General features: G+C 35.7%; 6 protein-coding genes, 1 tRNA gene and 1 pseudogene. 6 read left to right on the forward strand and 2 right to left on the reverse strand.

Going from position 1 to position 15,008, the window contains the following annotated elements; all coding sequences use genetic code 11:
* Nucleotides 1–4: 4 nt before the first annotated feature.
* Both BUC21_RS11830 and BUC21_RS11835 read right to left on the reverse strand, forming a co-directional pair.
* On the reverse strand, nucleotides 5–2,068 hold the full coding sequence (locus BUC21_RS11830; protein ID WP_073402655.1) for a RagB/SusD family nutrient uptake outer membrane protein: 2,064 nt from the start codon (nucleotides 2,066–2,068) through the stop codon (nucleotides 5–7).
* Nucleotides 2,069–2,079: 11 nt separating this feature from the next.
* Nucleotides 2,080–5,301, reverse strand: coding sequence for a SusC/RagA family TonB-linked outer membrane protein (locus BUC21_RS11835; RefSeq protein ID WP_083547693.1), 3,222 nt, complete (start codon nucleotides 5,299–5,301; stop codon nucleotides 2,080–2,082).
* A gap of 375 nt (nucleotides 5,302–5,676) precedes the next feature.
* Between BUC21_RS11835 and BUC21_RS11840 the strand changes: the two genes are divergently transcribed.
* From BUC21_RS11840 to BUC21_RS11865, 6 genes and pseudogenes are all read left to right on the forward strand, one after another.
* Nucleotides 5,677–7,647 (forward strand): sensor histidine kinase, encoded by a 1,971-nt coding sequence (locus BUC21_RS11840; protein ID WP_073402657.1) that lies wholly within the window; start codon nucleotides 5,677–5,679, stop codon nucleotides 7,645–7,647.
* A gap of 84 nt (nucleotides 7,648–7,731) precedes the next feature.
* Nucleotides 7,732–7,816 (forward strand) — tRNA-Ser (locus tag BUC21_RS11845).
* A gap of 479 nt (nucleotides 7,817–8,295) precedes the next feature.
* Nucleotides 8,296–9,147 (forward strand): annotated as a pseudogene (locus BUC21_RS11850) (sialate O-acetylesterase); the annotation flags it as partial.
* Between the two features lie 202 nt (nucleotides 9,148–9,349).
* Nucleotides 9,350–11,329, forward strand: coding sequence for an alpha/beta hydrolase-fold protein (locus BUC21_RS11855; protein ID WP_073402661.1), 1,980 nt, complete (start codon nucleotides 9,350–9,352; stop codon nucleotides 11,327–11,329).
* Nucleotides 11,330–11,369: 40 nt separating this feature from the next.
* Complete coding sequence (locus tag BUC21_RS11860) at nucleotides 11,370–12,515, forward strand: alpha/beta hydrolase-fold protein (RefSeq protein WP_083547687.1); 1,146 nt, start codon at nucleotides 11,370–11,372, stop codon at nucleotides 12,513–12,515.
* A 40-nt stretch (nucleotides 12,516–12,555) separates the two neighbouring features.
* The gene (locus BUC21_RS11865; RefSeq protein WP_083547688.1) at nucleotides 12,556–14,964 is read left to right on the forward strand and encodes a glycoside hydrolase family 127 protein; all 2,409 of its coding nucleotides are present in this window, start codon (nucleotides 12,556–12,558) and stop codon (nucleotides 14,962–14,964) included.
* Nucleotides 14,965–15,008: the final 44 nt, after the last annotated feature.

The following is a 15,008-nucleotide window of genomic DNA, read 5'->3' on the forward strand; positions in this document are numbered from 1 at the left end:
TAGGTTATTTATAGTCATACCCATAAGAATTTGTTAAATAACCATTTGATTTGTAGATATCATCGTAATAGATGGAGTGCAAATGACGATAATTGCAAGTCCCATTACCGGTTTGCATTTGAAGAAATGCTTCTTTGATCTTATCTCCATATTTTAATTTAGAAAAAAGATTAGAATAATCATAAGATGCTCTCAAACCTGAAGCACAAAGCAATATCTTTACTGAATTGCTTACCAGCGTAGTTTCTTTACCTTCTGCCAGATTCCAGAAGGTTGTAGGGAACCATTTAGTTTCTGTGTAGGTTGTTGCATCTGGATTGAACGGCAGATCTTTGTAGAAATTAGCACTACTAAAGTCTATAAATTCTTTATTACTGTCGTATTTATAGTAAACTGATTTAGGGAAATCTGAAGGTTGATATGTCTTATCGAATATTTTAACCGTTTGTGTTCCATCCATCATGAAGAGCATAGCTTCTTTCATTTCTTCGATCTTGGAATCCAACAGTCCCCAACGAACTAAATCTAATTTACGGACACCTTCGCCACCAAATTCCCAGGCGCGTTCGTTTACAATAGCATTGAAAAAGTTGGAATCATATTGTTTAACTTTAGGAGACCCACTGCCAAAGGCCCTTTCACGTACTTTTTCCAAAGCCTGACGGGCACTCATTTTTGCAATTTCACTCATTGAATCTTCTCCTTTTCCTAATCCATAACGAGCTTCAGCAAACATTAAGTATATATCAGAATAGCGCATTAAAATCCAGTTTATACCGGTAGCAACACGAGATGTTGCTGTTAAAGCAATTGATTTATATGCATCGGAGGTCCAGAAGAAACTCCATTTCCCAAGTCTTACAGACATAATGTCATTGTTCATAGACTCTTTATTCACCCCGCTGACTTTTTTATAAGTAGGCCAATAACAGTCGTAATCACGGCGGTTATCATCTGAGTCAAATGAGTAAAAATAATATGCATTAGTACTTACATACGTACCACCAAATCCGCGGGAACCATAACCTATACCTCCATCCATGGCACGTCCCATCAATGTACCTATATCACCACTGTAGCCAACTCCATTTGCAACTTCAAATAGATTTTCATTGTATTTGTTATAATCCAAATGGCATACGCTCTTCCATATATCTCCATAATCGGGGTCTAAATGATGTGGATTCTGAGGGTCGTTAATTATTTCAGCACATTGTTGTTCTGCTATTTCATAATACTTTTTCCAGTCTTTTGGACGTCCAACATAATATCCGTTCATTTCTTCCATTCCTGGATTGCCTTCGGTATTTGGATAGTGTTCAACGTTTGCATCCGAGAATTGATTTCCGTCACGGACAGACCAACCACCTGCAAAAAGAGCAATACGTGCTAATAGACCTTTTGCAAAACCTTTGGTTATACGTTCACAATTATAATCAGAGACTTCACCTTCCCATGGTAAATAGTTTACAGCCTCTTGCATATCACGAACTATAGAAGCATAAATACTATCTCTGTCGATCTTACCCATATATACGTTAGAAAGATCAGACTTGGATGTTCCAGATTTGTAAGGCACATCTCCCCATCGACGTACTAATTCAAAATATGATAATGAACGTAAAACCAGTGCTTCACCTAAATAGCGTTTCATTATAACCGAATCTGTTTTTATCATTTCGGAATTGCGGATACCATCTACCGCAGTACTGGCTAATTCTGCCATTTTAAAAACATACCCCCATTGAACTGTTTTGTTATACCAGTCGCAACAGTAATTTGCTGCACCTGTATCGCTGGTTTTATCATTGCCAGGGTTGGCGCTATAACCGCTGGCTAACTCAATATCGGATACTCCTTGCCAGTTTACGGACATTTTCTGACCATATACATACGTGCCTGCTAGTTGTGAATATACTCCCATTATAGCAGCTTTGACCATACCTTCGTTTTCGAATACATTCTCATTACTCTGGATTGAGGGAGATTCAGTATCTAGGAAATCGTTACAGGAACTAAACAAGAATGTTCCTGCTAATAATAAATATATTAATATATTCTTTTTCATTACTTAAGATTTTAAAATGTTACATTAACACCAAAAATGTACGAGTGTGCTTTTGGGTAAGCAGAATTGTCGATACCTGGAGTTAAATTGCTTGATGAGGTACTAACTTCCGGGTCTTGACCGCTATAGGCAGTCCAGCAAAATAAATTATTGGCTGTAGCATACATACGCAAATCCTGCACTCCAAATTTCCTTATGATTTTTTTGGGCAAAGTATATCCTAAGATTAAAGTACCTAGACGTAAGAATGATCCATCTTCAACAGCCCAGTCTGATGTTATTGTTGTGTTCAACAAAGGATGCCATATAGAAGCATTTGCATTTAATTCCTGTAAGCGTTCAGGATTTGCATATATTCCAGAATAGATATTGTTGCCGGTTACTGGATCAATCGTTGTAAAACGATTCTTTAAACTCATAAGTGTGGTTAGATTTTGATATTTTTTAGAGAGTGAGTATGTATTATAATCAATCTTGTTTACGTTCAAAATATCGTTTCCGTATGACCAGTTGAACATGGCTGTTAAATCGAATCCTTTCCAGCCGGCATTAAAACTGAAACCTCCTGTATGCTTAGGCATTGCATTCCCGATAACTTTACGGTCGTTGTTGGCATCAATTTTGCCATCATTATTCAAGTCTTTCAATTTCATGTGTCCAGGACCATACTTATCTCCGGAACTACCTAAAACACCAGAACAATCTACCACACCTTCATTTAAAACCCATTTCTTGGTTGTTTCGTTAAATGTAAAATCATTGAATGAATACATTCCATCGTTAACATATCCATACATTAATCCAACTTCTTTTCCAACATAAATACGATAGTTATCGCTGCCCAGAACACTACCACCTCCCGATAGAATCATTTCATCGTTAAATGTTCCATACAAAGCATCTACACGATTTTTATTGAATGATATGTTGAAGTTCATGTCCAGATAAAAATCTTTTGATTGAATAAGGTTTGCATTCAGAGTTAATTCAATACCTTTATTGGTGGTCTGACCCAGATTTTGATATTGGCTGCTATAACCGGAATTTGAAGGTAACTGAACTGACATTATTAAGTTCTTGGTTACATCGCGATACCAGTCTACAGTAAGGTTCAAACGATTATTAAGAATACTGAAGTCCAAACCGGAATTGAAAGAATACTTAGATTCCCAGGTTAATTTGTCGTTACGCAAAACATTTGTTGGTTGCAAACAACTTTGTCCAACTTCATTAATATAATATAAGCTACTGGTGCTTGTAACCGGGCTATATGTTTGACGCCAATATGAACCAACGCGTGCATTACCTGATTTACCATAGCTTAAACGAAGTTTTAAATTAGAAAGCCAATTTTTCTGTGACTTCAAAAATTCTTCTTCCGAAACACGCCATGCTATTGATCCTGCCGGGAAAAAGCCCCACTTATTGCCAGGAGAAAATACATTTGTTCCATCGGCACGTGCTGTGAAAGTCAAATAATACCGATCATCAAAGATATAATTTGCACGACCAAAAAAAGATTGTGAACGGCTTGGTTCTTCAACCGTGGTATAAGTCGGTTCAGAAGTACCATTATTCCACATGGCCAAAATATTTTGCGCGGTGTAATCCAATGGGTAATAATCTGAGTTCACTGTCATTGAATTTCTTTCAGAGTGATTTGCTTCATATCCAGCCATAGTGTCGAACCTATGTTTGTTAATTTTCAGGTTGTAACTTAAAAAACTTCTGAAAGCCCAACGATTCCCATCCCAATAGTAACGATAAGCCACTGGTTGACCTGCCTTTTGACTGGCCTCACCAGTGTTTTTTAAATAAATCTGATCAGTTCTATCTTGTTGAATGGCATAAGTACCCTCTGTTCGTAACGATAATCCTTTAATAATATTCCATGTTAAAGCAGCATCATATGAATTGGAAAATTTATTTTGCTTTTTATATTCGTTGGCAATATTATAGAATGGGTCGTTCAAATTACTTATGTTTTCTACAATATATCCTTCATCACCTAAATCATCCTCCGTTAAACTTTCCAAGGTTCCAATAGGAGGATATTTTATGCAGTCACGCAGTTTGCTGCCACTGGAAACACTTGTACCATTTATTGTGGTTTTTGTCATTTTTGAATTGAATTCCAATTTTAGTTTTTTATTAAAAGTCTTATTGATCTTTACATTCAGATTATCACGATTAAATTTGGAAGTTTTCATAATATAACTTTCATCATCATGTGTATAACTGATGCTATAAATGAGAGATTGATCGCCTCCGCTAATATTTAAATTATAGTTTTGTTTAATACCAGTTTTATCGAATAGCTTTCCTTGCCAGTCTGTTCCTTTTCTGGATTTATAGATATCAATGTCTTCCCAGCGTCCATATTTGCTTGCAAAACCATCGCCAGTGTCCAATTCTCTTTGAAAATATACATATTCATAAGGAGAAAGAACTTCTGTTGCATTATACAAGTTATTAAAACCAACAGAACTGCTTAGTTTTACAACAGTTCTTCCTTGTTTGCCACTTTTGGTAGTTACAAGGATAACTCCATTTGCACCTTTTGCACCATAAATTGCTGTAGAAGTAGCATCCTTTAATACATCAATACTCTCGATGTCTCCCGGAGGAATATCATTGATGTTGCCAACCTGGAATCCATCAACAATGAATAAAGGTGAATTATCTTGTGTAATAGAACCACCTCCACGTACACGAATATTAACAGCAGCATCAGGTGAACCTTGAGTAGTTACAACATTAACACCGGCCAAACGACCAGACAAAGCGCTTGCAGCAGACGTTACTGAGACGTTCTTTAAAACATTTTCTCCAATGGAAGAGACAGAACCGGTAAGGTCTTTTCTTTTAGTAGTACCATAACCAATTACAACAACTTCGTCCATTACTTTGCTGTTACTTTTTAGCACAATGTCCATAGGTGCATTTGTCTTTACTGCAACTGTAAGTGGGCTCATACCAACATAACTAACTTGAATGTTTTTTACTTTTTCAGGGAGGGCTAAAGAGAATTTTCCATCAATGTCGGTAACAGTTCCTATAGAAGGAGCACCAACAGCTTTAATATTGGCACCTATTACAGTTTCCCCAGATTCATCATGAACCACGCCACTAATCTTCTTTTGTTGAGCGTTTATATACTGTACGCCAATTAAAAAAATAAAAATCAGAAATAAGGTCAGCTTATTTCTGATTTTTCGCTTTCCTGTTTTCATATCCATAAATATTAAATTTAAAATTGTGCACAAAGATCCGTGTTTTTCAGAAGCTTGTTGTGCATTATTTATTTAAAGAAGTGCATTATTTAACTTACCAGCATTTCATTAATATACGTCTTTTGGTCTTAGGAAAATATTGTAGAAATTAATGAATAAAGTAGTGATTTGTGCTTTTTGTGGGCTGTTATGGATATGATTTTTTTTTATCAATGTAATAAAAATGGTATTTTTGTTGTGATTGTGATAAAAAATATTGTTTCATAAAAATGAATCATTTATCGGCTAACAATTCTTTCAATTTAAATATAAATTTTATATTTGCGTTCTGAAAACAGGAATTTATATTCTCTGGACAATGCTTAAAAACTAATTATGAAAATTTCTCTCTCTTATAAACTAAATCTTATATGTCTTCTAGTTGCTTTTTTGCTGCCAGGTATCTTTGGTTGCTTAAATGCCTATGGAGAAAACGCTCCCCAAAATTCTATTCTTATAATCAGTTCATACAATCCTGAAACATCTCAAACATCTAAAAATATTTCTGCTTTTTTAGATGAATATCGTCTTTTAGGGGGTAAATCTCCTGTTATAATAGAAAATATGAATTGTGGAAGCTTTACTGAAGCTACTTTGTGGAAAGGGCAGATGAAGAATATTCTGAATAAATATTTTTTAAGCAATCGCCATCCGGGAATAATTATTCTTCTTGGTCAGGAGGCTTGGTCTGCATTTCTTTCTCAGGATGCTCAAACTACAGAAAAAGCACATAATATACCTGCTATTGTTGGCATGGTGAGCCGGAATGCTATTATTCTTCCTAATGATAGTCTATCGTTGGACAAATGGAATCCTGAAAGTATTGATGCGCTAAAGGATTCTTATCGGATACATAAAATGGCTGGTTATATTTATCAATATGATATAGACAAGAATATAAAGCTGATTCAGGATTTGTATCCAAAAACAAAACATGTAGCATTAGTTACTGATAATACTTATGGTGGGGTTTCTTTGCAGGCGTATGTAAAAAAGGAAATTAAAAAGTTTCGCGGATTAGATCTTATATTATTAGATGGAAGAAAAAACTCAATTTATACAATAGTAGATAGCATTAATAAGTTGCCTGATAATACTGTTATGTTGTTAGGTACTTGGAGAGTAGATAAGAACAATGGTTATTTTATGAATAATGCCACCTATATGATGATGGCTGCAAAGCCAAAAATGCCAGCTTTTACTATAACATCAATAGGTTTGGGGCATTGGGCTGTAGGTGGTTGTATTCCCCAGTATCGTACTATTGGTAAGGATATGGCTATACAGGCTTATAATATATTAGATGACAGAACTGTTGTTAAACCCAAAATAGAACTTATTCATAATCAATATACCTTTGATGCGATAAAATTGGATAGCCTGAAAATTAGTGTAAATAAGCTGCCAGATGGCTTTGTTTTGATAAATGAAAAGCCTTCTTTTTATGAACAGAATAAGTATCTGGTTTGGGGATGTATTTTCGTCTTTTTTACGCTTTTAATAGGTATGATTATTTCTCTTTACTTCTTGTTCCGTACAAAGAAGTTGAAGGACGAACTTGAAGTGTCTGAAGCCGATTTGCGTGTAGCTAAAGAAAAAGCAGAAGAATCAGAACGTTTAAAATCAGCCTTTCTGGCAAATATGACTCATGAAATCCGGACACCTCTTAATGCTATTGTTGGTTTCTCTAATGTGTTGGCTACAGGAGGGTGCGCTCAGGAAGATATCGTTGAGTATAATAAAGTTATTCAAACTAACTCTGATCTTCTTCTTCGTTTGATTAATGATATTCTTGATATATCTCGTTTAGAATCTGGTATGCTTGAATTCTATTATGAAGAGTGTAATGTGGAATCTTTATGTAAGGAGGTTTTGGCTTCAGTAGAAGCAACGTGTAAGAATCCGGTGGAATTTACTTTCGAATCTTTCGATCCAAATTTTTATATGGTTACAGATATACAACGCTTGCAGCAGGTTTTATTAAATCTCCTTTCAAATTCCTGTAAGTTTACTAAAGAAGGTTCTGTTATCTTAAACTATAAGATTGATGAAATAAAAAAAATGATATTTTTTTCTGTAACTGATACCGGTGAAGGAATAGGGGAAGGAGAAGAAGAAATGATCTTTGATCGTTTTAAGAAATTAAATGATTTTGTTCAAGGATCTGGCTTAGGCTTAGCTATTTGCAAAACAATTATGAATGTATTGGGAGGTGATATCTGGGTAGATTCATCTTATAAAAATGGTGCACGTTTTGTATTTTCACATCCATTGAATTTAAAAACTCAGGAAAATATTGCTGAATAAAATGCGCCAAAAGTTTGGAGGTTTCAAAAATTGTTGTACCTTTGCAACGCTTTTGAGAGAAAGAGCAATAAAGAAAATACTTTTGGAGAGATGGCAGAGTGGTCGATTGCGGCGGTCTTGAAAACCGTTGAACTGCGAGGTTCCTGGGGTTCGAATCCCTATCTCTCCGCTGAACAAGCCGAACAAAACCGGTAAGTTAAAGGTCTAATTCCTACAAATCTATGATTTGTAGGAATTTTTTTTGTTTATATATGTTTGCATGATTATTATGCTATCAAAGATCTTTAAACTTTCCAACAAATTTATGGACTGATCACTTCTTCTTTATATTGGCTCCTTTGCCATTCAAAATAATTACCTCGACACAAAGGACTGAAAGAGTTTCAACTCAAGATTAAATTATTTCTCAAATAAGTTTTAATACAAACACTTATCCTTAGATGTAAACCTGCTTAGGTTTTATCAAGCATTAGTTAATACGCTTTTCTTATCTGGCTTATAGATATGCTTTTAAGTAAATCCAGTTTTACTTTTATCTAAAATTGAAAACCAAATATCTTAATTTGAAACTAAGAATAATATGGTAAGGCTATTTTTGCTATATAAATTTAATATCACGAATAATAAAATTGATAACTTAAATAGAATATGAAAAGAAAAACAAAGATTACTTTATTGGTATTTGTAGCATTACTAGCATTGAACTTGAATTCTTATAGTCAGGATAAGAATTTTTATATTTTCATTTGTTTGGGACAATCTAATATGGAGGGAAATGCCAAAATTGAACCTCAAGATACAATTATGACTGATAACCGTTTTCAGGTTTTGTCAACTGTTGATTGTCCTGATAAGGGTAGAGTCAAGGCTAACTGGTATCCTGCTGTTCCGCCATTATGCAGATGTAATACCGGTTTAACACCTGCTGATTATTTTGGTAGAACAATGATTGCCAATCTTCCAAAGAATGTAAGAGTGGGTGTAATAAATGTAGCTGTTGGTGGCTGTAAAATAGAACTTTTTGATAAAGATAATTATCAATCTTATGTAGCGACAGCTCCATCATGGATGATTGGTATGATAAATCAATATGATGGAAATCCTTATGGACGACTGGTTGAAATGGCTAAAATCGCTCAAAAGTCGGGTGTAATAAAGGGAATCTTGCTGCATCAGGGAGAATCTAATACGGGTGATGAAACTTGGCCATCAAAGGTTCAGGGCGTTTATAACAATCTGCTGAAGGACTTGAATCTGAATTCAAAATCGGTGCCTTTACTTGCCGGAGAACTTGTAGCAGCTGAACAAGGTGGCAAATGTGCAAGCATGAATGCTATTATAAATAAACTTCCTCAGACTATTCCTAATTCACACGTTATCTCTTCCAAAGATTGCACAGCTATAGGAGATGGACTGCACTTTACTGCCGAAGGTTATAGAAAACTAGGTAAAAGATATGCTGTGAAAATGCTTTCTCTATTAGGAATTAAAATCAATTCAGAAGAATAATTATTCAGAACTCTGATATTCCGGAAGCTGTTCTGCCTGATATGCACGGCGGTGATTTTCTTCATCCCAATGAAGCCGGGTATAAAAGAATGGCAGAATCAATTAATTTGAATCTGTTTAAATAACTGGCGATATTTTTAGCTTCCTGAAATGCCCGCATAGTTAACCGATAGTCAACTTTAATATAGATATTATGAAAAAGTTTTTTATGCTTTTGTCATTAGCATTTATTGCTAATTTAAGCATTAACAGTCAGACGTTTAATCCTGCGCCTGAAGGTTTTGATGTTTCTGGAGATGGAATAAAACATGGTAAAATAGATACCATTCAATACTATTCTGCAACCGTAGGTGTTAATAGAAAAGCTTTGGTTTATACTCCTCGGGGGTATTCTAAAAGTAAAAAATATCCGGTGCTCTACTTATTGCATGGAATAGGCGGTGACGAGAAAGAATGGCTGATTCAAGGAAAGCCACAAGTGATTCTTGATAATTTGTATGCTGCTAAAAAGGTGGCTCCAATGATTGTGGTTCTTCCTAATGGAAGAGCTATGAAGGATGACCGTGCCGTTGGCAATATTTACGATGGAGTGAAGGTGCAGGCGTTTGCTACATTTGAAAAAGATCTGATAAATGATTTGATTCCTTCAATTGAAAAAAAATATCCGGTTTTTAAAGATCGAGAACATCGTGCCATTGCAGGTCTTTCAATGGGTGGAGGACAATCATTGAATTTCGGGCTTGGTAATCTTGATAAATTTGCCTGGATAGGAGGATTCTCATCAGCTCCGAATACAAAAACACCTCAGGAACTTGTTCCCGATCCTGCTAAAACAAAGAAAATGCTCAAGTTACTATGGATATCTTGTGGCGACAAAGATAATTTGATTACTTACAGCCAGCGTACACATGATTATTTGAATGCAAATCAAATACCTCATATTTATCAGGTTATTCCGGGTGGACATCATGACTTCAAAGTTTGGAAGCAGAATCTATATATGTTTTCTCAGACATTATTCAAGCCTGTTGATGCTTCAATAATAGCTCATTATAGTAATGCTCCTCTTACTGATAATACTGCTGCTTCGGCTATTCCTGCTTCAACAAATATTCCAGGAATGCAATATCCAGAAGTTTTACCTGATAACAGAGCATTTTTTCGGATAAAGGCTCCTCAGGCAAACAAAGTGCAAATTGATCTGGGCAAGAAATATGATATGGAAAAAGAAGAGGATGGCTCATGGATTGTTACAACCGAACCTCTCGTTGAAGGCTTTCACTATTATTCTATAATTATTGATGGTGTTGCAGTTGCAGATCCGGCTAGTCAAACTTTCTATGGTATGGGACGTATGGCTAGTGGAATCGAAATTCCTGAAAAAGGTGTAGACTATTATCTGGCTAAAAATGTACCTCATGGTCAGATTCGTCAGGTAAGATATTATTCTGATGTAACAAAATCAATGAGAAGAGCTTTTGTTTATACTCCGGCAGGCTATGATGCAAATTCGTCTGTAAGATATCCGGTTCTTTACCTGCAACATGGAGCAGGAGAGGATGAAACCGGATGGTCGAACCAAGGTAAGGTTGATTATATTCTAGATAATCTTATTGCTGAGGGCAAAGCTAAACCAATGTTGGTTGTGATGGATAAAGGTTATGCTGTTGATCCAGATGCTCCTAAAAATGAAAATACTCAGGGAATCAGAGGACTAATGCAGAATAAAGCTTTGGAACAGGTATTTATTAAAGAAATTATTCCGACTATAGACAAGGAATTCCGCACTATACCCGATCGTGATCATAGAGCTATGGCCGGACTTTCTATGGGTGGTTTCCAAACATTTCAGATTACACTGTCTAACCTTGATAAGTTTGCTTATATTGGTGGATTCAGTGGAGGTGGCATGCTTCAGCAGGTACAGGATTTCTCAAAGTTATATAATGGTGCTTTAGCAGATGCAAACGAATTTAATCAGAAAGTGAAACTTGTTTATTTAAGTATCGGAACAGCAGAACCGGAACAAATGTATCGTACAGTAAATAATTTCCATAAAGAACTTGAAAAGGCCGGAATTAAACATGTATATTATGAATCTCCCGGAACTTCACATGAATGGCTTACCTGGAGAAGATCGCTGAATCAGTTTGCTGGTCTGATTTTTAAATAAAATGATTTTAATAGTTTATTGAATATAACAAATAAATGAAATGAAAAAACTTACTTTTATATTTTTTGCAGCTCTTATTTTAAGTTCAACTGTGAAAGGGCAGACTGATGGAATTGCAAATAAAGATAATTCTAACATAGGAGCTCCTGCTTCATCGAATGTAAGGGCTTCAAAATATCCTATGATTTTACCTGATAGTCGTGCTGTATTTCATGTAAAAGCTCCCGATGCACAAAAAGTACAGCTTGATTTAGGAAAGAAGTACGATATGATAAAAAATAACGAAGGTATATGGGAGGTCACTACCGATTCATTGACAGAAGGCTTTCATTATTATTCTTTGTTGATTGATGGCGTAGCTGTTGCCGATCCTTCCAGTGAGTCTTTTTATGGCATGGGTAGAATGGCAAGTGGTATAGAAGTGCCTTTTAAAGGGGATGGATATTATGCTGTTAAAAATGTTGCACACGGTGATGTAAGAATGAAGCGTTATTATTCATCTGTTACTAAGACTTGGCGTCGCTTTTATATTTATACTCCTGCCGGATACGATGCAAATATAAATCAAAAATATCCGGTATTGTACTTGATGCATGGTGGTGGTGAAGACGAACGTGGATGGTCAACACAAGGAAAGACTGATTTAATTCTGGATAATTTGATTGCTGAGAAAAAAGCAAAACCAATGCTTATAGTTATGCTTGATGGCAACGTTGGTAATGGTGGATTTAGTGAATCATCATTGAAAGCTTTTGAATCTGAATTAAAGGAATGTATAATTCCTGTTGTTGAAAAAGAATATCGCGTTAAAACTGATTCAAAAAATCGTGCTCTTGCTGGCCTTTCAATGGGAGGTATTCAAACTCTTTATGCAGGAATAAAAAATACCCAATTATTCTCTTATCTCGGAGTTTTTAGTTCTGGCTGGTTGCCTAACCTAGACGGTGTTGCTGAAGCTCAATATGAGTTTATGAAGACTAATTCTGGTCTGATAAATACAAATCTAAAACAATTTTGGATCTCTCAAGGAGGCAAAGAAGATATAGCACATAGAAATTGTCAGATTATGCTTTCGAAATTTAAAGATTTGAAGATTAAATATTCTTATAGCGAATACCCAGGAGGACATACATGGCCGGTATGGAGAAATAATCTCTATAATTTTGCTCAGTTATTATTTAAATAATTATGTTAGCAGTAAAAATCTATAGAAAAAATTGTAAGAAATGAAATCTGCTCTTCTTTTAAAGCCAAAAATGGTTAAGCTTAGTGTTTTTATTTGTGGTTTATTATTTTGTAGTAGTATTAAAGCTCAGGATAAATTATATCCGAATACTTTTCCGTTAAGTGATGTGACATTACTTAACGGTCCATTTAAACATGCCAGAGATTTGAATATTCAGACACTTTTGAAATATGATGTTGATCGTTTAGTGGCTCCGTATCGTAAGGAAGCCGGATTAACTCCCAAAGGTGAAAGCTATGAAAACTGGATTGGACTGGATGGACATGTAGGAGGGCATTACCTCTCTGCAATGGCAATTAATTATGCTGCTACCGGTAATGCAGAGTGTAAGAAACGTTTGGATTACATGATTGCTGAACTGAAAGCTTGTCAGGATGCTAATACAAAAAATCACCCGGAGTGGGGCGATGGATATGTAGGTGGTGTTCCTGATAGTAAAGGTGTATGGAGTAAGATTAAGGCTGGCGATGTTAGTATTATCTGGAAATACTGGGTACCCTGGTACAACGTACATAAAATGTATGCCGGACTTAGAGATGCATGGTTATATACAGGCAACAAAGAAGCAAAAAAGATTTTTATAAAATTCTGCGACTGGGCTATTAATGTCACTTCAGGTCTTTCTGATATAAAAATGGAAGAGATGCTTGGTAATGAGCATGGTGGTATGAATGAAGTTTTTGCCGATGCATATCAGATGACTGGCAATCAGAAATATCTGGTTGCTGCTAAGCGTTTCTCTCATAAAATGTTGCTTAATGCAATGGCAGCAAATACAGATAATCTTGATAATAAACATGCGAATACACAAGTACCTAAAGTTGTAGGCTTTGAAAGAATAGCAGAACTATCCCACGATAATAACTATGGAAAGGCTGGAAGCTTTTTCTGGGAAACGGTAACTGCCAATCGTTCTCTTGCATTTGGTGGAAATAGCAGACGGGAAATTTTCCCGAGTGCGGCTGCCTGTTCGGATTATGTAAATGATGTAGAAGGTCCGGAAAGTTGTAATTCATACAATATGCTGAAACTTACTGAAGATCTTTTCCGGGTTAATCCGTTGGCTAAATATGCCGATTATTACGAAAGAACGCTATTTAATCACATACTCTCATCTCAGCACCCTGAACATGGAGGATATGTATATTTCACATCAGCTCGCCCACGTCATTACAGGGTATATTCCACTCCGAATGAGGGAATGTGGTGCTGTGTGGGAAGTGGCATGGAAAACCATGGTAAATATGGTCAGTTTATCTATACTCACTCTAAAGACTCGTTGTTTTTAAATCTGTTTATTGCTTCAGAACTAAACTGGAAAGAGAAAAATATAAAAGTAAGACAGGAAACAGGATTCCCAAATGAAGAACAGACTAAACTTACAATAACCAGCGGCAATGCTCGCTTCAAGTTGATGATTCGTTATCCTTATTGGGTAAAAGATGGACAGTTGAAAATTACGATTAATGGAAAGATGGTTGACTTTGTTGCGCATCCGTCATCTTATGTTATTATTAACAGAATGTGGGAAAAAGGGGATGTTGTAGTAATTAAATTCCCGATGAACACTCATATTGAACATCTGCCAAATGTGCCTAATTACATAGCTTTTATGCATGGTCCTATCTTGCTGAGTGCCAAAACGGGTACAGAGGATTTGAAAGGATTGGTTGCCGACAATTCAAGGTGGGGACATATAGCGAGTGGAAAGAAATTGCCTTTAAATGAAGCTCCGATTATTGTGGATGATAATATTGATTCCTTGGTAAATAAGGTAATTCCTGTAGCAGGAAAGCCGTTTGATTTTACTTTCTCGCAGGTTAAAATGGTTAATCCGATAAAGGTAGAACTGGAACCGTTTTATAAAATTCATGATGCGAGATATGAAATGTATTGGATGACTTTATCAAACAGTCAGTACCGTTCTTATATTGATTCACTTTCAGTGTTAGAACAACAAAAAGCCGATTTGCAGAAACGTACCATAGACTTTGTAGCTCCGGGAGAACAGCAACCGGAAGTTGATCATGCTGCTGAAAAGCAAAATACAAATAGTGGAAATAACTTGGATGAATTTTGGCGTGATGCTCGCAATGAAGGCTATTTTAGCTATAAACTTGCTACAAATAAGGAAACAAGTCTGAGCTTGATGGTACGTTACTGGGGAGCTGAAACGGGTAATAGAAAATTTGATATTTACATTGATAATGAGAAGCTGGTAACGGAGAATATAAGTGGCAAATGGAATAGAAAGGAATTCCGGAATGTAGAATATCCTATTCCTGAATCAATGCTGAAGGGTAAAGATTACGTTAGAGTTAAGTTCCAATCTTTGCCTGATAATATAGCCGGTGCAGTTTATTATGTTCGTATAATCAGAAATAAATAGAATTAGTAATTAGGATTAACTGTTAGAATAAATCTTTGCTTGGA

Source organism: Bacteroides luti, assembly GCF_900128905.1.
Taxonomy (GTDB): Bacteria; Bacteroidota; Bacteroidia; order Bacteroidales; family Bacteroidaceae; genus Bacteroides; species Bacteroides luti.

Bases quoted from the DNA above. Each gene is read 5' to 3' on its own strand.
- BUC21_RS11835 (WP_083547693.1), bottom strand. From the start codon at position 5,301: ATGAAAACAGGAAAGCGAAAAATCAGAAATAAGCTGACCTTATTTCTG.
- BUC21_RS11830 (WP_073402655.1), bottom strand. From the start codon at position 2,068: ATGAAAAAGAATATATTAATATATTTATTATTAGCAGGAACATTCTTG.
- BUC21_RS11855 (WP_073402661.1), top strand. From the start codon at position 9,350: ATGAAAAAGTTTTTTATGCTTTTGTCATTAGCATTTATTGCTAATTTA.
- BUC21_RS11840 (WP_073402657.1), top strand. From the start codon at position 5,677: ATGAAAATTTCTCTCTCTTATAAACTAAATCTTATATGTCTTCTAGTT.
- BUC21_RS11860 (WP_083547687.1), top strand. From the start codon at position 11,370: ATGAAAAAACTTACTTTTATATTTTTTGCAGCTCTTATTTTAAGTTCA.
- BUC21_RS11865 (WP_083547688.1), top strand. From the start codon at position 12,556: ATGAAATCTGCTCTTCTTTTAAAGCCAAAAATGGTTAAGCTTAGTGTT.